Origin of the sequence: Pseudarthrobacter sp. R1, assembly GCF_024494415.1 — a bacterium.
Classification (GTDB): Bacteria; Actinomycetota; Actinomycetes; order Actinomycetales; family Micrococcaceae; genus Arthrobacter.
The window spans coordinates 255,515-277,226 of sequence record NZ_JAMKFI010000006.1; the positions used below are offsets into that span (position 1 = coordinate 255,515).

23 protein-coding genes are annotated in these 21,712 nt (G+C 65.8%); 13 read left to right on the forward strand and 10 right to left on the reverse strand.

From position 1 onward, the window contains the following. Positions 1-26: 26 nt before the first annotated feature. The 4 genes from M8J71_RS07245 to M8J71_RS07260 all read left to right on the forward strand — a co-directional run bounded on the left by M8J71_RS07245 (position 27) and on the right by M8J71_RS07260 (position 3,885). Complete coding sequence (locus tag M8J71_RS07245; protein ID WP_256247272.1) at positions 27-1,196, forward strand: Re/Si-specific NAD(P)(+) transhydrogenase subunit alpha; 1,170 nt, start codon at positions 27-29, stop codon at positions 1,194-1,196. Further along, positions 1,196-1,516, forward strand: coding sequence for an NAD(P) transhydrogenase subunit alpha (locus tag M8J71_RS07250; RefSeq protein ID WP_256247273.1), 321 nt, complete (start codon positions 1,196-1,198; stop codon positions 1,514-1,516). The genes M8J71_RS07245 and M8J71_RS07250 overlap by 1 nt, the downstream gene beginning before the upstream one ends. Further along, complete coding sequence (locus M8J71_RS07255) at positions 1,513-2,886, forward strand: NAD(P)(+) transhydrogenase (Re/Si-specific) subunit beta (protein WP_256247274.1); 1,374 nt, start codon at positions 1,513-1,515, stop codon at positions 2,884-2,886. Before M8J71_RS07250 ends, M8J71_RS07255 begins: the two co-directional genes overlap by 4 nt. An 81-nt stretch (positions 2,887-2,967) precedes the next feature. Further along, a complete protein-coding gene (locus M8J71_RS07260) occupies positions 2,968-3,885 on the forward strand; it encodes a diacylglycerol/lipid kinase family protein (RefSeq protein WP_256247275.1) in 918 nt (305 codons plus the stop codon). Here the strand turns inward: M8J71_RS07260 and M8J71_RS07265 are convergent, their stop codons facing one another. Beyond that, positions 3,886-4,725 carry an ACT domain-containing protein gene (locus M8J71_RS07265; RefSeq protein WP_256247276.1) on the reverse strand — a complete coding sequence of 280 codons (840 nt, stop codon included), beginning with the start codon at positions 4,723-4,725 and terminating at the stop codon, positions 3,886-3,888. A gap of 157 nt (positions 4,726-4,882) precedes the next feature. Here M8J71_RS07265 and M8J71_RS07270 point away from each other — a divergent pair, with 157 nt between their 5' ends. From M8J71_RS07270 to M8J71_RS07280, 3 genes are all read left to right on the forward strand, one after another. Continuing rightward, the gene (locus tag M8J71_RS07270) at positions 4,883-5,986 is read left to right on the forward strand and encodes an FUSC family protein (protein ID WP_256247277.1); all 1,104 of its coding nucleotides are present in this window, start codon (positions 4,883-4,885) and stop codon (positions 5,984-5,986) included. A 36-nt stretch (positions 5,987-6,022) separates the two neighbouring features. Then, on the forward strand, positions 6,023-6,766 hold the full coding sequence (locus M8J71_RS07275; RefSeq protein ID WP_256247388.1) for an IclR family transcriptional regulator: 744 nt from the start codon (positions 6,023-6,025) through the stop codon (positions 6,764-6,766). A gap of 122 nt (positions 6,767-6,888) precedes the next feature. Then, a complete protein-coding gene (locus M8J71_RS07280) occupies positions 6,889-8,076 on the forward strand; it encodes a 4-hydroxybenzoate 3-monooxygenase (RefSeq protein ID WP_256247389.1) in 1,188 nt (395 codons plus the stop codon). Positions 8,077-8,211: 135 nt separating this feature from the next. Here M8J71_RS07280 and M8J71_RS07285 read toward each other — a convergent pair whose 3' ends face one another. After that, on the reverse strand, positions 8,212-8,751 hold the full coding sequence (locus M8J71_RS07285; RefSeq protein WP_256247278.1) for a TetR/AcrR family transcriptional regulator: 540 nt from the start codon (positions 8,749-8,751) through the stop codon (positions 8,212-8,214). Between the two features lie 52 nt (positions 8,752-8,803). On the opposite strand from M8J71_RS07285, the gene M8J71_RS07290 reads away from it, so the two are divergent. Continuing rightward, positions 8,804-9,859 carry an FAD-dependent monooxygenase gene (locus M8J71_RS07290; protein ID WP_256247279.1) on the forward strand — a complete coding sequence of 352 codons (1,056 nt, stop codon included), beginning with the start codon at positions 8,804-8,806 and terminating at the stop codon, positions 9,857-9,859. On the opposite strand, the gene M8J71_RS07295 is transcribed toward M8J71_RS07290, so the two are convergent. The 5 genes from M8J71_RS07295 to M8J71_RS07315 form a co-directional block, all read right to left on the reverse strand. Then, positions 9,860-11,680, reverse strand: coding sequence for an ABC transporter permease (locus M8J71_RS07295; protein WP_256247280.1), 1,821 nt, complete (start codon positions 11,678-11,680; stop codon positions 9,860-9,862). Next, positions 11,680-12,744: an ABC transporter ATP-binding protein gene (locus tag M8J71_RS07300; protein WP_256247281.1), complete on the reverse strand. Its 1,065-nt coding sequence runs from the start codon at positions 12,742-12,744 to the stop codon at positions 11,680-11,682. Before M8J71_RS07300 ends, M8J71_RS07295 begins: the two co-directional genes overlap by 1 nt. A 47-nt stretch (positions 12,745-12,791) precedes the next feature. Beyond that, entirely contained in the window at positions 12,792-13,868 is a 1,077-nt protein-coding gene (locus tag M8J71_RS07305) for an extracellular solute-binding protein (protein WP_256247282.1), read from the reverse strand. A 251-nt stretch (positions 13,869-14,119) separates the two neighbouring features. Continuing rightward, the gene (locus M8J71_RS07310; RefSeq protein WP_256247283.1) at positions 14,120-14,554 is read right to left on the reverse strand and encodes an acyl-CoA thioesterase; all 435 of its coding nucleotides are present in this window, start codon (positions 14,552-14,554) and stop codon (positions 14,120-14,122) included. 70 nt (positions 14,555-14,624) lie between these two features. Then, positions 14,625-15,128 (reverse strand): GNAT family N-acetyltransferase, encoded by a 504-nt coding sequence (locus M8J71_RS07315; RefSeq protein WP_256247284.1) that lies wholly within the window; start codon positions 15,126-15,128, stop codon positions 14,625-14,627. Positions 15,129-15,274: 146 nt separating this feature from the next. Here M8J71_RS07315 and M8J71_RS07320 point away from each other — a divergent pair, with 146 nt between their 5' ends. The 3 genes from M8J71_RS07320 to M8J71_RS07330 all read left to right on the forward strand — a co-directional run bounded on the left by M8J71_RS07320 (position 15,275) and on the right by M8J71_RS07330 (position 17,113). Beyond that, the gene (locus M8J71_RS07320) at positions 15,275-15,787 is read left to right on the forward strand and encodes a MarR family winged helix-turn-helix transcriptional regulator (protein ID WP_256247285.1); all 513 of its coding nucleotides are present in this window, start codon (positions 15,275-15,277) and stop codon (positions 15,785-15,787) included. 199 nt (positions 15,788-15,986) lie between these two features. Continuing rightward, entirely contained in the window at positions 15,987-16,187 is a 201-nt protein-coding gene (locus M8J71_RS07325) for a hypothetical protein (RefSeq protein ID WP_256247286.1), read from the forward strand. Next, a complete protein-coding gene (locus M8J71_RS07330) occupies positions 16,184-17,113 on the forward strand; it encodes a serine/threonine-protein kinase (RefSeq protein ID WP_256247287.1) in 930 nt (309 codons plus the stop codon). Before M8J71_RS07325 ends, M8J71_RS07330 begins: the two co-directional genes overlap by 4 nt. Here M8J71_RS07330 and M8J71_RS07335 read toward each other — a convergent pair. Both M8J71_RS07335 and purB read right to left on the reverse strand, forming a co-directional pair. After that, a complete protein-coding gene (locus M8J71_RS07335) occupies positions 17,110-17,784 on the reverse strand; it encodes a histidine phosphatase family protein (protein ID WP_256247288.1) in 675 nt (224 codons plus the stop codon). The genes M8J71_RS07330 and M8J71_RS07335 overlap by 4 nt on opposite strands. Before the next feature lie 104 nt (positions 17,785-17,888). After that, a complete protein-coding gene (gene purB, locus M8J71_RS07340; RefSeq protein ID WP_256247289.1) occupies positions 17,889-19,331 on the reverse strand; it encodes an adenylosuccinate lyase in 1,443 nt (480 codons plus the stop codon). Between the two features lie 173 nt (positions 19,332-19,504). Between purB and M8J71_RS07345 the strand changes: the two genes are divergently transcribed. Continuing rightward, positions 19,505-19,807, forward strand: a complete 303-nt coding sequence (locus M8J71_RS07345; RefSeq protein WP_256247290.1) for a hypothetical protein — start codon at positions 19,505-19,507, stop codon at positions 19,805-19,807. Continuing rightward, positions 19,807-21,174: a hypothetical protein gene (locus M8J71_RS07350; protein WP_256247291.1), complete on the forward strand. Its 1,368-nt coding sequence runs from the start codon at positions 19,807-19,809 to the stop codon at positions 21,172-21,174. Before M8J71_RS07345 ends, M8J71_RS07350 begins: the two co-directional genes overlap by 1 nt. 56 nt (positions 21,175-21,230) lie before the next feature. On the opposite strand, the gene M8J71_RS07355 is transcribed toward M8J71_RS07350, so the two are convergent. Next, positions 21,231-21,653: a phage holin family protein gene (locus M8J71_RS07355; RefSeq protein WP_256247292.1), complete on the reverse strand. Its 423-nt coding sequence runs from the start codon at positions 21,651-21,653 to the stop codon at positions 21,231-21,233. Positions 21,654-21,712 lie beyond the last annotated feature (59 nt).

Here is a 21,712-nt window from a genome sequence, read left to right on the forward strand (position 1 = left end):
ACCCGTGCAGCGAGGGGAGTCGGCGGGTGAAACTGGGCATACCGCGGGAACGCCGTGAGGGTGAACGGCGGGTGGCCGCCACACCGGAGACGGTGAAGCAACTGGCGGCGCTGGGCGTGGAAATACTTCTTGAGGCGGACGCCGGTGCAGCCGCCGGCCACCCGGACGCGGACTACCGCCAGGCCGGAGCCCGCATCGTCCCGCAGCTCGATGAAGCCCAGCTGGATGTCCTCACCCACGTCCGGCCACTTGATCCGCACACGGCGGGGTCCCTGAAAAGGGGAGCGGTGACCGTGGGACTGGCATCGCCGTCGTCGGAATTGCCCACCGTCCAGGCGCTGGCGGATGCTGGCGTCACATCCTTCGCCCTTGAGCTCGTGCCCCGCATTTCCCGGGCCCAGTCCATGGACGCCCTCAGCTCCCAGGCCTTGGTGGCCGGCTACCGCTGCGTCCTGGAAGCCGCCATCCGGCTGCCCCGGTTTTTCCCGCTGTACATGACCGCCGCCGGCACCGTGCCGCCCGCCCGCGTCCTGGTGCTCGGAGCAGGGGTGGCCGGGCTGCAGGCCATCGGCACCGCGAAACGGCTGGGCGCCCGGGTCTTCGCCAACGACATCCGGCCCGCCTCCGCGGACGAGGTGGCGTCCATGGGCGGCACCTTCATCCGGCTGGACCTTGAAACCGTGGAGGCAGCCGGAGGCTACGCCCGCCAGCTCAGTTCCGACGCCGGGACCCGGCAGCGGCAGCTGCTCGCCCCGCACGTGGCCCAGGCGGACGTCCTGATCACGACGGCGGCCGTCCCCGGCAGGCGCGCCCCCCTCCTGGTCACCACTGAGATGGTGCAGGGCATGCGGGCCGGGTCCGTCGTCATCGACCTCGCCGCTGAGTCCGGCGGCAACGTGGAAGCGGTGGTGCCCGGGCAGGACATTCCCGTTCCCACGGCCAACGGCTCCGGCTTCGTGACCCTGGTGGGCCTGAAGGACGCCCCCTCCGCGATGGCGTCAGATGCCTCCCGCTTGTACGCCAAGAACGTCGCCAACCTGCTGGCCCTGATGATCCGGGACGGAGCCTTGGCGCCAGACTTCGGCGACGAGGTGCTGGCAGGCTCCTGCCTGACACACGACGGCTCGGTCCGGCACCAGCCCACCGCGGAACTGTTGGCCGCCAGGGCCGGCAGCCGGCGGGAAGGGGTTCTCTGATGGACGGGATCAGCCTGCTGACCATCACGGTCCTGGCGGTGTTTGTCGGCTTTGAGGTTGTCTCGAAGGTTTCCAGCACCCTGCACACGCCGCTGATGTCCGGCGCGAACGCCATCCACGGGATCATACTGGTCGGCGCCATTATCGTTGCCGGCCAGGCAGCCGACCCGGGGGTGCTCGCGGTGGCCCTCCTCGCCGTCGTCCTGGCCACCGCGAACCTTGTGGGAGGTTTTGTGGTGACCGACCGGATGCTGCACATGTTCCATGCGCGCAAACAAGTGGCACCTAAAGAGGGCGCCGGGAAGGTGGAAGGCAGGTGAGCCTCCTCGACCCCGTGTGGACATCGCTCCTGTACCTTGCCGCCGCCGTCTTTTTCATCCTGGCGCTGCGCGGCCTCAGCTCGCCCCGCACCGCCCGGTGGGGAAACCTCATCGGCGCACTCGGTGCCCTGATCGCCGTCGTCACCGTCTTCCTGTCCTCGCGGCTGGAGAACATCCCGTGGATCATGGCCGCAATAGTGGCCGGATCAGCGGTGGCTGCGCCTGTGGCCCGGCGGGTCAAAATGACGCAGATGCCGCAGCTGGTGGCGCTCTTCAACGGCGTGGGCGGCGGTGCTGCGGCGCTCGTGGCGCTCCTTGAGCTCAGCCATACGGACGATCCCTGGGTCCGCCTCGCCATTGTCTTCACCTTGCTGGTGGGTGCCGTTTCCTTTGCCGGGTCCGGGGTCACCTTCGCGAAGCTGCAGGAACTGATGACCACACGGCCCGTGGTGTTCACGGGGCTTCCGGCCGTGATGGGAGTGGTGCTGCTCGCGGCGGTGGCAGCCGGCGCCGCCGTTATCCTCACCGGTTCGGCCGCGCTCGCGGTGCTGCTCCTGGTCCTGGGGCTTGCCGCCGGGGTCCTCCTGGTGCTGCCCGTGGGCGGTGCGGACGTCCCCATCGTGATCTCGCTGCTGAACGCCTTCACCGGACTGGCCGTGGCGGCGTCGGGCGTGGTGCTGGGCAACGTGCTGCTGGTGGTGGCGGGCACGCTGGTGGGCGCCTCGGGCACCATCCTGACCCGCGCCATGGCAGCAGCGATGGGCCGCAGCGTTGCCGGCATCCTGTTCGGCGCCTTCCGGGGAGGTTCGACGGCGGGATCCACGGCTGTGAGCGAGCGTCCGGTACGCTCTTCCAGCGCTGAGGACGTGGCGGTGCTCCTGGGCTACGCGCAGCGCGTGATCATCGTTCCCGGCTATGGCCTGGCAGTGGCCCAGGGCCAGCACACAGCGGCAGAGTTGGCCCTGGCGCTGGAGGCCCGCGGCATCGAGGTGGATTTTGCCATCCATCCCGTGGCCGGGCGGATGCCCGGGCACATGAACGTGCTCCTGGCCGAAGCCAACGTGCCCTACGAGTCGCTCAAGGAGATGGGTGAGATCAACCCGCAGTTCAAGACCGCTGATGTGGCGCTGGTGGTAGGTGCCAATGATGTGGTCAACCCGGCGGCCAAGACATCCTCGGGGTCGCCCATCTATGGCATGCCCATCCTGGAAGTTGCCGATGCCCGGCAGGTGGTCTTCCTGAAACGGTCCATGCGGCCGGGGTTCGCCGGGATCGAGAACGACCTGCTGTACGAACCCCAGACCTCCCTGCTCTTCGGCGACGCCAAGGACTCCCTCGCCCAGGTTCTCGGAGCAGTAAAAACGCTGTAGCGCCAGGCTGATGACCTGCTCTTAGCAGGCAGGCTAGTCTTCTGTGAGAAGTAGCCTTTCCATTTGCCACCGAAGGACGCCATGACTGCCAACTCCAATGCCCCTCAACGCGCAGCCATCATCATCAATCCGGCCAAGACGGTGGACATCGATGTGCGCGAACTGGCAGCCAAGCACAGTGCCGAAAACGGCTGGGGCGAAACGCTCTGGTTCGAAACCACCAAGGAGGACCCCGGCGTTGGCCAAGCGAAGGAAGCCCTCGCGCAGGGGGCCGACATCGTCATCGCCGGCGGCGGCGACGGGACGGTCCGCTGCGTGGCCGAAGTACTCTCCGGGGGCGACATACCCATGGGCCTGCTTCCCCTGGGCACCGGCAACCTGCTGGCCCGCAACCTCGGCATGGATATCACGGATTACGACGGCGCCATGGCTGGCGCGTTCGCCGGCACCGAGCGGAAGATCGACGTCGTACGTGCCCGCCGGAGCGACCCCGAGAAGGAGCAGCTCTTCCTGGTGATGGCCGGTGTGGGGTACGACGCCACCATCATGGCCGACACCGACGAGGAGCTTAAGCACAAGGTGGGCTGGCTGGCCTACGTGGATGCCGGCATCCGCAACCTGCCGGGCAAACCTGTCAAGGCAACCATCGTGATCGACGGCCAGCAGGCGGTGCGCCGCGGTGTCCGCAGCGTTATGGTGGGCAACTGCGGCAAGGTCCAGGGCGGCCTGGAAATCTTTCCTGAAGCCAAGATGGATGACGGGTTGCTCGACGTGGCGGTGCTGGCTCCCCACCATGGCCGGCTGGGCTGGCTCTCGGTGGTGGCCGGAATGATCGGCAAGGGCCGGGGCAAGGACACCGCCGTGGAGTACTTCCAGGGCAAAACCGTGGAAATTACCCTGGAGCACAATGACGACTACCAGCTGGACGGCGACCACGAGGGCCAGGGCAAGCACGTCCTGATGTCCCTGGACCCGGGCGCACTGACCATCCGGATGTAACTAGTGGGGCGTTCCGGCCGCCCGCTGGTGCGACAGGATTTCGGCGAGCTCTGCGAGCCGGTGCGCCCGGGCTGATTCCGCCGGCGTGAACGGTTCCCCGGGCCGGGCGAAGATGATGGGGCCGTGCCACGCGGTGGGGATCTTGAGCCGGGTGCCGGCGTCGTCCCTTTCCAGGGCGGCCGCCGCCGGGGTGAGGATCCGCGCCCGGAGCAGCTCCGCCACTGCCAGCGGAAGTTCGTCCGGTGCATCCGCGATCCGCGCCGCAAGGCTGAGGGCCCTGGTCTGCCCGTCCGCCATGGCCAACGCGGTAGTGGGCCAGACGTGCGAGCGGGTGCCGCCGCCGTCGTGCAGCGCGTCCAGGATCCCGCGCTCGCCAAGGTGCCCCGGGGCTGAGAGGACAAATTCGTCCAGCACCCCGTCCGCCACCGGATGCACGTGGATGCTCAGGATGTTGGTTCCGCTGCGGGCCAGCGCCTGGGTGACCTTCTGCAGGGAACCGGGCTCATCCCGCAGAACGGTGCGGGCACGCCACAGCGCAGGTGCCGCCTCCAGCTTCCTTCGGTGGCGCAGCGCCGGGGCGTGAAGCCAGCCGCGCAGCATCCGGGCAGCTGACGGCTCGGCCACCCAGATCACCAGGACCGTGGCGGTCAAGGTGAGCACCAGGACCTTGGCCACATAGGGCAGGTGGGTTTGGACTACCAGGGCGTGCACCAGGAGTTCGATGGGCAGCATCACGGCCACGTGGGCCAGGGTCAGGCGCGCCTTGGGAGGTTCGGGCATCAGGCCGCAGACCTCACAGCTCAATTCAGCCGCGGGTGTGTTCGGTACGGGAGGCTTCATGCCTCAAGCATCAGGGCGAGCTGTTTCAGCGGTGTTGCCCCGCGGTTCCATTCATGGGAACGTCCGGGCAGGCTTCGGAGTGCCCCGACGTAGGATTTAGCAGGAACGTCAGCGCGGCCGCCCGTCAGAAGTCCACCCGCAGGAAGGCGCTCCTTTCGTGAAGATGCTCGCTGAAATGTTCAGCATTGGTCCCGGCAACAAGGACCACCACCCCGCGCTGCGGTGCGCCGTGGGCGTCTTCGTTCCGCTCCTCACGCTGGTGCTGCTGGGCCGGCTGGACCTGGCAATCTTCGCGTCCTTCGGCGCCTTCACCGGAATCTACGGCCGCGGCGAACCCCACGGAACCCGGTTCGCGCTCCAACTGCGGGCCGGGCTGCTGATGCTCGCAGTCATTCTCCTTGCCACCCTGGCGGCGAGGGCAGCGGCGGCCCTTGAACTGGACGGCACCGGCACAGCGTGGCTCCTGGTTCCCGCCACCACCCTGGTGGCAGGCGCCTGCTCATTGATCATTTCCTGGTGGCGGATGCGCCCGGCCGGCTCGCTGTTCCACATCTTCGCGTTCGCGGCGATCGCTTCCATCCCGAACCAGCCTCCGCTGTGGCAGGCCATGCTCGTGGCCGTCCTCACCACAGTGTTCTGCCTGCTGGTGGGCTTCTCCTCCAGGATCCTTCCCAGCCGCCGGACCCCCTGGATCCGGCCGCGGCCCGTCCGCCGCACGCCCAACGAAAGACGGGCCGCCTGGCTGGAGGGCCTGGGCTACCTCATCGCCGCCGGGCTGGCCGGGACCCTGGCCACCTGGGCCGGCCAGCTGCTGGGCTTCGGGCATAACTACTGGGCCATGGTGGCAGCCGTTGTGCCGTTGGTGGGACACACCACCCGGCACCGCATCCGCCGTGGTGTCCAGCGCATCATCGGCACGGTCCTGGGCCTGGTGATCCTGGCCGGGATTGTGCTGCTTGACCTGGAACCCTGGCAGACGGTGCTGGTCATGGCACTGTGCCAGTTCGGCGCGGAAATGTTCATCATCCGCCAATACCTGCTGGCCCAGCTTTTCGTCACACCCCTCGCCCTGATTTCCACCCTCCTGGTGGTTCCGTCCCCGCCCGCCATCCTGCTCCGGGACCGCATCATCGAAACGGTGATTGGGGCCGCCGTCGGCATTGCCGTGGTGCTGGCCCCGGAGGTCTGGCGCGGCGTTCGTGAGCGGACGACGGCGGAAGTTCAGCGGGTGCGCCGGCCCACGCGGGTGCCGCGGCGGTAAGCTGGGAACGTCCCATTGAACGGAAGCGGGGGTGTGGTGGCCAATTCCGCGTCAGGTGATTCGGTGGTGGACAGGATCGTTCGCCTGATCGCTGCCTTCCCCCAGGATGTCCACGTCCTCCAGCTCTCGGAACTTGCGGAGCGCGCAGACCTTCCGCTGACCACCACCCACCGGCTGGTCCGCCAGCTCGCCGGCCACGGCCTCCTAGAAGCCGGACCCGGCGGCACGGTGCGGCCCGGACTTCGGCTGTGGGAGCTGGTCAACCGGACCTCTCCCACCCTGGCGCTCCGGCAGGCCGCGATGCCCTTCATGGAGGACATCCAGCAGGTCCTCAACCAGAACGTGAACCTCGCGGTGCTGGACGGCTGGGAGGCGCTCTTCGTGGAGAGGCTGTCCCGGCGGGGTTCGGTGGCCAACCGGGCCCAGGTGGCAGGCAGGATGCCCGTTTACATATCTTCTGCCGGGCTGGCGTTGATGGCCCACCAGGACAAGGCCCTCCAGGGGCAGTACCTGGACCAGTTCTCCGACCCTGACGGGAAGGTCAGCCCGGACGATGTCCGGGGGCTGCTGGCCGAAACGGCGCACCAGGGATTCGCGCAGCTGAAGGGTGTGGTGGACCCGGACACGTGGGGGATCGCTGTCCCCGTGCTGAACCGCCGGCAGCGCGCCGTGGCGTCGCTCGGCGTCGTGGTGCCCCTGCGCGAGATGCGCCTCCAGGCGCTGGTGCCGGCGCTGCAGACAGCCGCCCGCGGCATCGCCCGCCACCTGGCCGATTCCTGACGCTGCCCCCATTCAACGGAATCAGTGTGCCTGCAGTCACTCCGCGTGGCGCACACTGGGTGCCAGACCAGGAAACCCGGCACCGCCCCCCCGCGGAGCCCGCAATGAAGCGAGACAGCGCCATGGCAGCACGAAAAATCATCACCACCCAGGTGGCCATCATGGGAGCCGGACCTGCCGGGCTGATGCTCTCCCACCTGCTGGCGGCATCGGGCATCGAGTCCACGGTGATCGAAGTCCGCAGCCACAAGGAGATCTCCGAAACGGTCCGCGCCGGCATCCTGGAGCACGGGACGGTCAACATGCTGGTGGACAGCGGCGTCTCGGACCGGGTGCTGCGCGACGGCGACCGGCACGACGGCATCGAACTGCGCTTCAACGGCGAGAGCCACCGCGTGGACTTCAAAGAGCTGGTGGGGGAGTCCGTGTGGCTGTACCCGCAGACGGATGTGTTCCTGGACCTCGCCGCCCGCCGAAAGGCCGACGGCGGCGACGTCCGCTACAGCGTCACGGACACCTCCGTCCACGACCTTGAGGGCAAGCCAAAGGTCCGGTTCACCGACGACGGTGTGGAGTACGAGATCCAGGCGGACTTCGTGGTGGGCGCTGACGGCTCCCGCAGCCACTGCCGGTTCCAGATCCCGGAAGCGCACCGCAAGTGGTACTTCCACGAATACCCCTTCGCCTGGTTCGGCATCCTGGCCGAAGCCCCCCGCAGCTCGGACGAGCTGATCTACGCCAACTCCGCCAACGGTTTCGCCCTGATCAGCCAGCGCACCGAAACCGTCCAGCGGATGTACTTCCAGTGCGACCCCAAGGAAAACGTTGCCGAGTGGGACGACGACAGGATCTGGGCCGAGTTCCGCAGCCGGGTCAACGGCAACGGCTTCGAGCTCAACGAGGGGCCGGTCATCGAAAAGATGGTCCTGCCGTTCCGCAGCTTCGTCCACACCCCCATGCGCCACGGCAACCTGTTCCTGGCCGGGGACGCAGCACACACCGTGCCGCCCACCGGCGCCAAGGGCCTGAACCTGGCGATCCATGACGTGAAAGTCCTCTTCGAAGGACTGGACAGCCATTACAACTCCGGCTCCGGCCGCCTGCTGGAGTCCTACAGCGACCGGGCCCTCGAGCGGGTGTGGAAGGCCCAGCAGTTCTCCTACTGGATGACCACCATGCTGCACACGCCTGCGGACGCCGATGACTTCTCCCGCGCCCGCCAGCTCGGCGAACTGCATTCGGTCGTCTCCTCCCGCCACGGCATGGCCTACCTCGCCGAGGCGTACACCGGCTGGCCCGGCCAGCCCTGACAAGCTGAGTTTTTGTCCAGATATGCCGACCAAAAGTGCGGCCCTGCATATCTGGGCAAAAACTCCGGGCGTACGACGCCGGGCTGGCGCCGCTCAGGCGGCAGGTCGCCGTCGTGCGCGGTGGAGAAGGACGCCTCAGGGCGCCAGCAGCCGCCGGACTGCTGCGGCAATGGCGGCAGCGTCGGGCTGCTCGTCCCGCCTGACCGTGAGCAGGTGGAGCAGGACGCCGTCGCCGTAGTCCGCTAAGTCCCGGGCCCGGGCGGGCGCATCGGCAATCCCCAACATGGCGAGGGCCTGTTCGAGGCCGCCGACCAGCCGGAAGTGCCCGGCTGTTACTGACTCGGGCTGGTCCAGCGAGAGGGCCAATCGGGCGCGGGTGAGGCCTGCATGCTCTCCGGCCAGGGCCAGCACTAAAGCGGCAAGTTGGGCTGCCAGCTCCTCAACGGTCTGCGGCGGGCCGGCCGGTCCCTGGTCCTGCAGGAGCGTTGCGTCCAGCTCCAGCAGACGGTCCAGCACTGCCTCCACCAATGTGGCGCGGTTCCGGTAGTAGTTGGAGGTGGTGCCTTCAGGCAGTGTGGCCGCTGCATCAACCGCCCGGTGGGTGAGGCCCTTCATCCCCTTTTCCGCCACCACCGTCAGTGCGGCATCCATCAGTTCCGTGCGGCGGTCAGGCATGGGCCCAGTGTATGACCCTTTCCATCCACTACAAAAGTAGTAAAATCGCCTCATGCAAACAATCTCGATTGTTGGCGGCGGCATTGCCGGCCTGGCCCTGGCCTCCTGCCTGGACCCGGACCGTTTCGACGTGACCGTGCACGAGAAGCGGCCCGGCCAGCCCACCGTTGGCAATGCGCTGGGGATGTGGCCGAACGCCCAGCGTGCGCTCGCCCGGATTGGGGTGCTTGAGGAGGCGCGGGCCGTCAGTCCCGTGATCGGCAGCGGATCGGTCCGCAACGCCGCCGGCGAGCCCTGGGTCACTGTCAAGGGCGGGGATATGTTCGCGATTTCCCGGGTTGAGCTGCTGCGGCTGCTTGATGCGGCCGTACCCGGGACGGTGCGCCGGGCGACAGGCAATGTCCGGGCGCTTCCGGCACACGACGGCCTGGTGGTAGGGGCGGACGGCGTGCACAGCATGGTTCGCCAGGAGGCGTGGGGTGCCCGCAGCGCTGCCAAACTGACGCCATACCTTGCCCTGCGCGGGACTCTCCCTTCCCGGGTCAACCCGGACGCGGTGGGCGAGTACTGGGGCCGCGGGGACTTGTTCGGCCTCGCCGCTGCACAGGATGGATTGTTCTGGTACGCCAGCTACCGGTCCGGGCTTGGCCCCTATGGGATTGCCGCTGCGACAGCCTTGGAGCAGGCCCGGAAGCGGTTCGCCGGGTACTCGCCGACAATACGCCAGGTGCTCGCTGCCGCTACCCCTGAAGGCATCCTGGTGCAGCGGATCTGGACGGCTCCCCGTCTCAGGTCCTTCGTCCGCGGCAGGTCCGTGCTCATCGGCGACGCCGCGCACGCCATGGCACCCAGCCTCGGCCGCGGCGCCTGTGAGTCGTTGGTGGACGCGGTAACCCTGGCTGACCTCCTCAACACACGGCCCCCGGATGAGGCACTCCGTGCCTACGACCGGCGGCGCGTGCTGCGGACCGGTGCCTTGAGCCTGGCGTCCTCGGTGCTGGTGCGCGTCGCCCTGGCGGATGGTGCCCAACCGCTGCGTGACGGCCTGCTAAGGCTTGCCCGACGGCGGAACCAGCGCGCCGCCGTCGGCAACAGTTCCGGCGGCTGATCAGCGAACGGCAGCTGCCGGTTGGGTGGTGTCCTCGGCGGGCACGGGGGCGCCGGCGGGGGTGGGCCCGGCAACGGGTGCGGCAGGCGGGATGCCCGGCCGCCGCTTCTTTGTTGACCCGCGCCGGCGGGACCGGCCGTAGACGAGATACATCGTCACGCCGGTGATGACCATCAGGAGCACGGTGTAGACGAAGGTATTGGCCACGCCTTCCACGCCCTCGGCCCCGTCCGTGTTGGCCTTGATGACCAGGCCGAGGGGCTGGACCAGCGGGTGGGCAAGGAAGATGGCTGTGTCGTAGTCGTCCAGCAGGCTGTTGTAGTTCAGGGCCGTGATGGCGGCGGCTGCGGGCAGCACCAGCGGCAGGAGGATCCGCCGGAACACGTAGAGGGTTTTGGCGCCCATGATGGCTGCCGCTTCCTCCAGCGACGAATTAACCGAGGCGAAGGACGCCTTGAGCATGCGCAGCGTAAACGGGATCTTTACGGTGACAAAAGCGATCAGCAGAATCACAGTGGTTCCAGTGAGTACAGCCCCGCCCACCAGCGGATTTGGATGGTCGTAACTAATGATCAGGCCCAGGGCCAGAAGGGCCGACGGCAGGACCCAGGGGATGTGCAGCAGGTATTCGAAGACAGCCGACACCCAGTTCCTGTACTTCTGCAGCAGCCGGGCCACGAAGAGCAGGCCGCCGACGGCGATCAGGGCAGCCAGCGCGCTGTACACCACACTGACGACGAACGGACGCAACCCGGACTGCTGGGTCAGGACCCGGACATAGTTGTCCAGCGTCAGGTTCCCCGGCGTGAGCTGGCCAGTCTGGATGGCGGCGCCGTCGGCAAATGAATACACAACGATCAGCAGCACGGGCAGGGTGTACACGGCAAAGAGCAGGTAGGCCACGGCGTGGACCGCCGCGTTGGCCACCGGGTTGGTGATGTCCTGCTTCTCCAGGGCTGATGAAACCTTTGACACCGAAAAATACGTGCCGCCTTTTTCGAGGCGGGACATCACCGCGAGCATCAGGATGGTGGCCACGCCCAGGATGACTGCAAGCAGTGCCGCCAGGTCGCGTGAAGTGGGACTGTTCGTAAACGTCAGGATCATCGGCGTGATCGTTTGGAAATCCCGGCCGCCCAGCACCTGCGGAGCGCTCAGCGCACCGAGGCCGGTGAGGAAGGAAAGGATGGTGACGGCGAACAGCGTTGGTTTGAGCATGGGCAGCACAATCCGCCGCAGGATGGTCCAGGTTGAAGCGCCGAGGTTCCGGGCTGCCTCAATGGTCTGGTAATCGATGCCCTTCAGCGCGTTGGCCACAAAGAGCATGTGGTTGGTGGTGGTGGCGAAAGTCATCACTACCAGGACGGCGAAGAACCCGGAAAACCACCCCGGGTCCATGGCCGGGAAAACCTTCACGAGCAGGGACGTGACGATTCCTTTGTCCCCGTAAATGAACTTGTAGCCGGCGGCCAGCACGATGCCGCCGTAGATGAAGGTGGAGGCGTAGCCGAGGAAGAGGATCCTTGATCCCCGGATGCGGAAGTAGTGCGTCACCAGGACAATAAATATGCCCACCAGGTTCACGGTGATGGACAGGGCGACGGCGAGCAGGAAGCTGTTTCCCAGGGCTTTCATGGCGCGTTGGGACGAGAAGAGTTTCTCCGCAGCGCGTCCCGAAAAACTGCCGTCCGGGAAGAAGGTGGCGATCAGGACGTTGACGTTGGGCCACACCAGGAACGCAGCGATGAACCACGTGAGGACAACCCCGACAACCAGGACGAAGGGGGAGCGGGCCATGCTGCGGACCGGTGTCCCGCCCATCACAGGGATACCGCCTGGTCTTCCTGCTTGAGTACGGCGCCGGTTCCGGGATGGTATTGCAGCACGTGGGCGGGCTGAAGGTAGACGGTGGTCTCCGTGCCCGGCTCAGGGTGGGCGCCGCCGTCTTCCTTCACCAGCAGGCGGATGTCCGCGCCATGGCTCCGCACCACGTAGCGGCTGTGAAGGCCGTGGTACGTGCGGGACGTCACCGTTCCGGGGAGTCCGACGGCGGCACTCCCGTCCGCCGCCGGGTTCAGCGACGCTTTTTCCACCCGGAGATAGGACTTCGCGTCCGTGCTGAGCCCCGCACCTGACAGCCGGTTCAGTTCAGCCACGAACTCAGGCGTGAGGGCGGAGCTGTCCCCGATGAAGTTGCAGACGAACTCTGTGGCGGAGTGATCATATATCTCCTGTGGGGTTCCCACCTGCTCCACTACGCCTTTGTTGAAGACAGCCACGCGGTCGCTCATCGCCAATGCCTCGTCCTGGTCATGCGTGACGTAGACAGTAGTAATCCCGAACTCGCTTTGCAGGTCCTTCAGTTGCTGCCGCAACTGATGCCGGAGCTTTGCGTCAAGGTTGGACAAAGGTTCATCCAGCAGCAGGATCTTGGGCCGCAGCACGAGTGCCCGCGCCACGGCCACCCGCTGCTGCTGGCCGCCGGAAAGTTCAGCCACGTTCTTGGACAACTGCTCATCGCTGAGCTCCACCCGCCCGGCAATGTCCCGGACCAGGCGGTCGCTGTCCGCTGGTTTCTCCTTCCGCACCCGCAACCCGAAGGCAATGTTCTCCCACACACTCATGCTGGGGAACAGGGCATAGTTTTGGAAGACCATGCCCACCTGCCTTTTGTCGCTCGGAAGCCGGGTCACGTCCTTGCCATCCACCTGGACTGTCCCCGCCGAGGGCTGGATGAAACCTGCCAGGGTGCGCAACGCCGTCGTTTTGCCGCAGCCTGAAGGCCCCAGCAAGGTGAAGAACTCGCCAGGCCGGACGTGCAGGTCCAGATGCGGAATGGCGGTGAAGTCACCAAAGGATACTGTGATGTTGTCCAAGCGGATCATGGCAAAACCTGTCTGGTGAAGCGGGTGGGAGGGCCGGAAACCGCGGGCTACGTCATGTACTCGAGCTCGATCTTCTCCACCCAGGCGCCCATGTTCTCCTGCACGAACTCCCAGTCGATATCCTGCTGCTTGAGGTCCGCGAAAAAGTCCACCACCTCGGCGTTGGCCTTAGCTTCAGCAGACTTGTTCACCGGCATGGAATTGAACTGCTGCGCAAACTCGCCCTGGACTTCGGCGCTGCCGAACCAGTCGATGAACTTCTGGGCCTGCTCCTTCTTTTTGGTGCCCTTCACAAGCGCCACCTGCTCCACGGCAAGCGGGACACCGACGGACGGGATTACCGTTTCAACGTTCACCTTGAACGACTTTTCACGCTCAGCGATGATCGAGGACGGCATCTGGCCCATGTCCACTTCGCCCGATGCAATGCGGGCAAAGAGGTCGGTCTTGGCAACCGCGGGGCTCCCGTTCTGGAAGTACTGCTCCACCTGCTTCCAGCCTTCATCAGAAATGCCCAGGTCGCCTGAGTCATCCCGGTAGCGGCTCAGGATTCCGGCGAAAACCAGCTGAGCAGTGGCAGTTCCCAGGCCAGTGACCCGCTCATAGCGGGCCTTGAACTCGTCCTTCGTCCAGAGGTCCGTCCAGTCCTGCGGGGCAGCATTTTTGGCAAACTTGTCGGAGTTGTAGCCCAGGAGGATGGCCTGCTTGACCAACGGCCAGTAGGTCTCGCCGTCGCCCAGTTCCTTGTCCACCTCGCCGGCCCAGGCGGGCTCGTAGGGTTCAAGGGCGTCCTCGGCCTTGATCTGGGAGAAATACATGTTGTTCAACCCGAAGGCAACGTCAGCGATGGGGTTGTTCTTCTCGGCGATCAGCTTGTTGGTGGCGTCTGCGCCGCCGGCACCGACGATCTCGATCTTGAAACCGGCCTCGGCTGCCTTTGTGGTCACCCACTCGCCGCGGCCTTCACCGTTGGAGTTGGTGTAGACAACCAGGGTCTCCCCCGAACCCCCCGCCGGGGCCGAGGAGGCATCACCTGAGGCGGCTGGTGTTGCTGTGCCCCCGCCGCATCCGGCGAGGAGGGTGACGGCGACGGCGGCGGCAACCAAAGTCTGCAATTTACGCACGATCAGGACTCATTTCTGGACTGGAATCGGAGCATGTCCGGCAAGCCTATAGCCGGGCATGGCGAAAGTCGGGCGTTATTGCTATCGATTCGATAAACAGCCCGGCTGTCCACCGTGGTCCAGCGAGGGAAACGCCCGGCGCCGGTCGGGCAAACCTGGGGTTAACGTTTGCCGGGGGTGCCGCTGCCGGTCGTCCAGAAGGGCAGAGTGTGTGGGACGGCAGTCCTGCCGTGCGCAGTCCTGCTTATGCGTCAGTCCTGATGGTGGGCGTCCGTGAGGTGATGGGTGGGGATCCGGTCCCTGTCATAGGTGATTTCGGTGTAGCCGTGGGGCTCCGGTTTGCCGGAGGCGTTGAGGTTCACGAAGACGATCTCTTCGATGGTGAGGATGCTCTGGCGGGTGATCATGTTCCGGACTTCGGCGCGCATCGTCAGGGAGGTCCGGCCGAACCGTGTGGCCGTCAGCCCCATCTCAATCAGGTCGCCCTGCACTGCGGAGCTGACGAAGTTGATTTCCGAGATGTACTTGGTGACGGCACGCCCGTTACCGAGCTGGAGGATGGCGTAGATGGCCGCTTCCTCATCAATCCACTTCAGCAGGCTTCCGCCGAAAAGGGTGCCGTTGGCGTTGAGGTCCTCGGGCCGGACCCACTTTCGGGTGCGGAACGTGATGTCTGCTGATTCCATAGCCCGAGGTTAGCCGAGCCGTGCGGGCTGCACCGAGTGTGACGGTTCCCCGGCGGCCATCTTTCTCCTGCTACGCCATGGCGGTATGTGCTGCGCTGCGCGCGTGGATGCTCTTGGCGTAGCAGTAGGAGTGCGCAACGCCAATGTAGGGGCCATAGTTGGGTACCGGCTCGAAGCCGGAGTTCTGGTAAAAGTTGCGCCCGTCGGGCTGGGCGGAACCGGCTTCGGCTTTGATGCGGGTGATTCCCTGCTTGAAGGCCTCGGCTTCCAGCGCTGCGAGGTTAGAGCTCGCCACTCCTGATCCCCGGGTGTAGGGGAGAACGTACAAACGCTTTATTTCTGCTGTCCTGTCGTCGAGTAGCCGTAACCCGCCGCACCCCACGGGCTGGCCGGATCCCTTGTCATACGCCACCAGGAACACTGCGCAGTCAGCGCCCGACGGCGGGGTGCCGGGTTCATGGTCAGGGGTACCAAAGCGGGCATCGAGTTCGGCTTGTTGGGCGCGGCGCAGGTCCGCGCCCACCGGGTTGGACCAGGTGACCTGCCGGATGTTCAGGCGCGGGTTGGTCTGCATGTCTGCCTCGATTCGCCGAAGGGATATGCAAATCAAGGCTAGGAGGCTCTGGTTACGCTGGTGTTTCTCCTCGGTAAGCGCTCGAATAACGCTAGCGGGCCCGACTCGCTTGGCTGTCTAGATACAAGCGGATCTAGAATGTTTGCATGCGTTCCACCGGTAATGAAGGCTCTGGCTATTGGTACGGCCCTGACGGCCAGCTCGATTACAGCGCGGCAGTACTGAAGTCCCTGCGGGAATATCGGGCCGCTGAGACCACCGTCAGGCGTTCTACCCGCGACTCCATGGGCATGGGTGAAACGGACATCCTCGCCCTGCGCTACCTCCTGCGGGTCCAGGCCGCAGGCGAGGCGACAGCACCAAAGGACTTAAGCCGATTCCTGGGAATTACCAGCGCGTCCACCACCACGCTGATTGACAGGCTTGTGCGGAGCGGACACGTGCGGCGGGAAGCCCACCCTACGGACCGGCGTTCTGTGGTGGTGGTTCCAACCGTTGAGTCGGACAAGGAAGTCCGCGTGACCCTTGGTGCGATGCACCGCCGCATGATGGCGGTCGCTGAGGGGTTGAGCGCCGACGAGGCACACGTTGTCATCGACTTCCTCCAACGAATGACTGACGCCTTGCAGGACGTGGACGATGGGCGCTCGCAGAAGTAACTAGCCGGACTAGCTAGATCAGCTAGTAATATGTATGCTTACGATCAATCCTGAAATTACTTCGGCTGGAGTCGTGAGTGCGTTGGCAACTTTTACTGAGCTTGGTGCCCCGAGTGCCTGCACCAACAGGCTGTCGCTGGGCCCTGCAGGGCAGGTGAACAGCGCGTGGCACGGAGCCCCCTTGCACTGCGGAACAACCATGGAACTGGTGACGCCTGCCGTGGGGCCGGTCGCCGTCGGCTACACCTTCGAGCCGGACGACGGCGGTCCCGTCCAGCTTCCTCCTGTCTGGCGCTGCGGCTGCGGCTTTCAGCTCGACGCCTGGATCCGTTCCCCCTACGCTTCCCGGGAGCAGTTCAGTGATTCGGGAGAAGCCCATACCGCGGCCCTCTCCGCATGAGCTCCGCCGCAGCAGTGCCACTGCAGAAGAGCGCCCCCCTTCTTTCCGGGATGTCCCTCATGGCGGACCGTTACCACGTCAAGGAACGCTTGGGCCGGGGCTCACTGGCTGAGGTTTTCCGCGCTGCCGACCTTGCGGGCGGTCCCGATGTCGCCATCAAGGTGGCCGTTGGCGGCTCCGAAAAGCACTTCGGCAGGATCCGCAATGAAGCAGAAGTCCTGGCCGCACTGAAACACCCCTCCATCATCAGGTTCATCGCCCACGGTGTGATGCCCGCCGGGACACAGCTCGCCGGCCGCCCATTCCTGGTTGAAGAACTGGCCCTCGGCGCGAGCCTCGCAGACGCAGCCCGCACCGGCCGCCCCGGCGCCGGTGATGTTGCCGGTTGGGCGTGCGGTCTCTTTGGGGCTCTTGCCCATCTGCATGGGCAGGGACTGGTCCACCGTGACATCAAGCCTGCCAACCTGATGCTCAGCGGCCTGCGGAGGAGCCCGGTACGCATCATCGACTTCGGCATCGTGGCTGCCGCCGGCTCGGCTCCGGAGCCGGGCATCTCGTCAGGAACGGCGCACTACATGAGTCCGGAGCAGGCGGCGGGTGGGTCGGCCCGGACCTCGTGGGACGTCTACGCCATGGGCCTGGTCCTGTTGGAGCTTCTCACCGGGTCCAAAGCTTTTCCCGGCACCGCCATAGAGTCCCTGGTGGCGAGGACCCTTCGCAGCCCGGTCATCCCGGATTCCCTCGGTCCCGGATGGTGCAGCTTTTTGGGGGCCCTTACGGCGATGGACAGCGATGCACGGCCGACGGCGGCTGAGGCTGCCGTCATGGCTGCGCGGCTTGTGCCCCCGCCACCCGTTGTGGAGGGCACCGGTCAGTGCCGCAAAATGGCTGTGTTCCCGGCCCGCCGGATCAGGCAGCTGGTCTAGGGCCCATCCACATTGCGTCCGGTAGGGTCTTCAGCTGTGGGATCGGCAAGTGCCAGACCGCCCACCGGGCTGCCGTCCCAGTGGATCAGCCTCCACCCGCTGTCCGGATCACCCTCGAGCGCCACAATCCCGGTGTTGGCCAATGCATGTTTCGCGGCGAATTCGTGGTCTGCGTCCTCGGCCCGCCGTCCGGCCCAGGTGCGGATGGCTGCGCCGTGGCTGACAACTGCTGCCGTGGCCTGATCCCCGGATGCGCGTTCCAGAACCCGGGCGATGGCTGTATCAAACCGTGCGAAGAAGTCGTGGCCGTCAGGCCCGGCCGGCATCCGCTGGTCAAGATCCCCGGCGGCCCAGGAAAACACAGTGCCCATGTACCGTTTGTGCGACTCGTGGTCGGTCAGCTTTTCCAGTGACCCGGCCTCGATTTCGTGGAGGCCATCCATGATTTCGACGTCCAGGCTGTGCAGCCGGCCCAACGGTGCCGCGGTGATCTGGGTTCGAACCAGGGTGGAGGCGTAGAGGGCCTCGATCGGCTCGTTCGCCAGCGAACGGGCCAGGGCTTCGGCCTGCCGCTCACCCAGTTCAGTAAGCCCGGGACCTGGGTGGGCAGTGTCCAGTTGGCCAAGCACGTTGCCCGGAGTTTGTCCGTGGCGGATCAGGAGCAGCTTCATTCCTCCAGTTTCGCACCTTGAAGGATGCCGCCGTCCCGGCCACAAGCGGGCAGGAATGAAGGAAGGCGCCGGGCCCTCCCAGGCCCGGCGCCGCCGTCGTACTTTTACTTCAGGTGGTCCACCAGTTGGTCCGCGATGCCGGTGTACTTCCCGGGAGTCAACGCGAGGAGCCGCGCTTCGGCTTCGGGGGAGAGGCCCAGGCCCTGGACGAATTCCTGCATGCGGGCCGCGTCAACACGCTGTCCGCGGGTGAGGTCCTTGAGCCGCTCGTAGGGGTTCTCCATGCCTTCGACGCCGGCGATCGCCTCTGCCCGCATGACCATCTGGATCGCTTCGCCCAGGACTTCCCAGTTGGTGTCCAGGTCTCCGGCCAGCACGTCCTCGGCAACGTCGAGGCGTTCCAGGCCCTTGGCCACGTTGGAGATGGCCAGGAGTGAGTGGCCGAATGCCACACCGATGTTGCGCTGGCTGGAGGAGTCGGTGAGGTCACGCTGCCAGCGGGAGGTGACGAGCGTGGATCCCAGGACGTCCAGCAGCCCGGAGGAGATTTCCAGGTTGGCCTCGGCGTTTTCGAAGCGGATGGGGTTCACCTTGTGCGGCATGGTGGAGGATCCTGTGGCGCCGGCCACGGGGATCTGCGCGAAGTAGCCGATGGAGATGTAGCTCCAGATATCCGTGCAGACGTTGTGCAGGATGCGGTTGAAGCGGGCGACGTCGGCGTAGAGTTCAGCCTGCCAGTCGTGGCTTTCGATCTGGGTGGTCAGCGGATTCCAGGTCAGTCCCAGGGCCTCCACAAAGGATTTGGACACCTCCTGCCAGTCCGCACCGGGAACCGACGCAACATGGGCAGCGTAGGTGCCGGTGGCACCGTTGATCTTGCCCAGGTATTCAGTTTTGGCGATGCGGTCGAGCTGGCGCGTGAGGCGGTGCGCGATGACGGCCAGTTCCTTGCCCAGCGTGGTGGGGGTGGCAGGCTGTCCGTGGGTGCGGGACAGCATGGGGACGGCGCGGTTGTCCTGTGCCATCTTGCTGATCTGGGCCACCAGGGCGCGCGCTGCCGGAAGCCACACGTCCTCCACAGCACCCTTGACGCCCAGCGCGTAGGAGAGGTTGTTGATGTCCTCGGAGGTGCAGCCGAAGTGCACCATGGCTGTGAGGTTTTCGATGCCGATGCCCGGGAGGCGCCGGCCGATGTAGTACTCCACGGCCTTTACATCGTGGACGGTCACGGCTTCGATATCAGCCAGCTCGGCCACCGATCCGGCGTCGAATTCGGTGACGATGGCTCGCAGCTGGTCCTGTTGCGAGGGGGTCAGGGGACCTGCGCCGGGGAGCACGTTGTTGCCGGTCAGGTGGATGAGCCATTCAACTTCCACGGCCACGCGGTCCCGGTTGAGGGCTGCCTCCGACAGGTAATCCACGAGCGGGGCGACCGCGGACTGGTAACGGCCGTCCAGCGGGCCGAGCGCGATTCTTTCCGGGGACGCGGCGAGGGCCAGGCGTCCTGAGGGCGTACGGGTGTCAGCTGTGGCGGCAGTTTCAGGCATGTGCTGATTCTTTCATGAACTCCTCCGCCAGCTTGAGCCGTTCCCGCGGGATTACTTGTCCACATAGATGGCGGCGGGGGTTGGGCCGGGTGGTTGTCCCGCCGTAGCGTTCACTTCAGTAGTTTCAGGGGCGGGCGTCCGGGGTGTTGGACAGTCCGGGAAAGGGAAGGGCAATGAGTAGTGAGCCGGCAGGCGCCAATCTGCAGCAAGAGATGTTGCGCGTCTCCCAGGTGGAGCAGTTGGCCGGCCGCGTGGCCTATTGCGTTGGTCGCGGAGAGGACGTCCTGGCAGGCTTCAGGGATATTCAGTTGCTGGAATGGGAGTCGCCGGCCGGCCGTGCCTACCGTGAAGCGGTATCACTGCAGTGTGCTGCCTTCCGGCGCGCCCTTGAGGCGCTCGTTGAAGCAAAGGCTGCTGTGGAGCGGCATGCCCGCGAAACCTTCACCGCTGATTGCACTTATCCGGGCAGGCCATAATGGCCGAAGCGACGCCGTCCGGGAGCGGCTCCATAAGGCTGTACGGTCCTCCCGACGACGGGCCCCTTGCCATCCGTGGCGGGGTCGGCGGCATCAGTTTCCAGTTGGAGGAACTGGCCGGAGGTGCCGAAAGGGTGGATGGCCTCGCCGCCAGGCTTTCCGAACTCGAGGTTGAGGTCCGCCGGATTTGGGAGGACCTCGTCCCCTTCCAGAACATGCCCAGGTGGTCCGGGGCCATGGCCCTGAGTGCGGTTGGTGAGTCCGGGCGGAGCCTTCAGGCGGTGCGGACCGAACTGCAGCGCATCAGCAGCGAGGTCCGCGCCTGCAAACGGGAGTACGAGATGGCGGAGTCGCTTGCCAGCACTGCGAGGTGGATGGGCATAGTCAGTCCCACAGATGTCCGGGAGTCGTTGTCCAATATGGCATCCACGCACTTTCCTGATGACAAGACGATGGAGACCATCACGGCCAGCCTGGGGCTCGCGGCCGCTGATGTGAAGCGGCGGGCAGCGGAGGAAACCTTGGTCTGGGATGCCCTTGAGCGTTCCGGCACCCTCAGCCGTCCGATTGATATTCATCTGGAGGAGACGGTGCCGGTGAGCCTGGACGCTTCCCCAGCCGGCCTGCTGGAACGCATCCGACTTATAGATGCGCGCGGTGCCGGCCATATCGAGGTCGTCGAAATCACCAACGGAGGGGAAAAGGCCTATGTGGTTATGGTCCCCGGCACTCAGCCTGCTGGTTTCGGGGCCGGCGGGGAAAACCCTTTTGATGAAACCGGAGTAGCGGAGGCAATGGTCTACAGCTCGGACGAAATGACCGTTGCCGCGCTCCAGGCTCTCCACGCCGCGGGCGCCGAGCGCGGAGCCCCCGTGGTAGCCGTGGGGTACAGCCAGGGCGGTATCCATGCGATGAATCTGGCTGCGGATCCGCGATTCCTCCGCGATTACGACCTGCGGTACGTGCTCACTGCTGGCTCCCCAGTCGCCGGCATTAATGCCATGCCAGGAGTGCAGTCACTGCACCTTGAGCATCGCGCCGACTGGGTGCCGGGCTCGGACGGGGCCCCAAATCCGGACACGAGAGACCGCGTGACGGTCTCCTTGAGCAACACGCCGAGGGCCGCAGAAGGGGAAGGCGGGATCGGAATCGGCCACAAACTCAGCACTTACCAGGACGCCGCGCGGCTCGTTTCGGCGAGCAACGATCCCTCGCTGGCCGGGTCCACCGCCGCGCTGGGGGCGGTGCTGGGAGCCGGCGGGGCAGCCACCGCTACCCGCTTTTCCCTGGCCCGGACCAAGGCTCCCACGCAAGATCTCCATGCGGCAGACACCCGCAGGCAAGAGCGCGGCTATGGCGGACGCTAGCCGGGCCGGGAAGCGACAAATTCACCTGCAGTGCGCACAGTGCCCCGGGAATTCAGCTACCTTCGGGTTCCAGCAATCCGGCCGGCCACCAGTGAGATCAGCGTGATGATGATCGCCGCCAAAACAGCAGTCCAGAAAAAGGAGTCGATGGTGAAGTGCACCGGCGTGTAGCTGCTGATCCAGGAGGTCAGGTAGAGCATCGCCGCGTTGATGACGATAGTGAACAGGCCGAGCGTCAGGATGGTGATGGGCAGCGCGAGGAGGCTCACCAGCGGGCGCACCAAGGCGTTCACCAAGCCGAAGATGGCGCCGATGAACAAGTAGGCGAGGGCGATCCCAGCGGTGTCCGTCCCCTGCGTCACGCCGGTTTTTGCCACTGCGTCCGTGGCTGCTGAACTGGAAATCTCCAGCCCCGGCAGGATCCAGCTGGCCACCCAGAGGGCGAGGGCGTTGATCAGTACCCGGGCAATCAGTCGCATAACCCAATGGTTGCACACCGCCCTGAAGGCCCCTGCGGGGTAGCGCTACAGCTTCGATC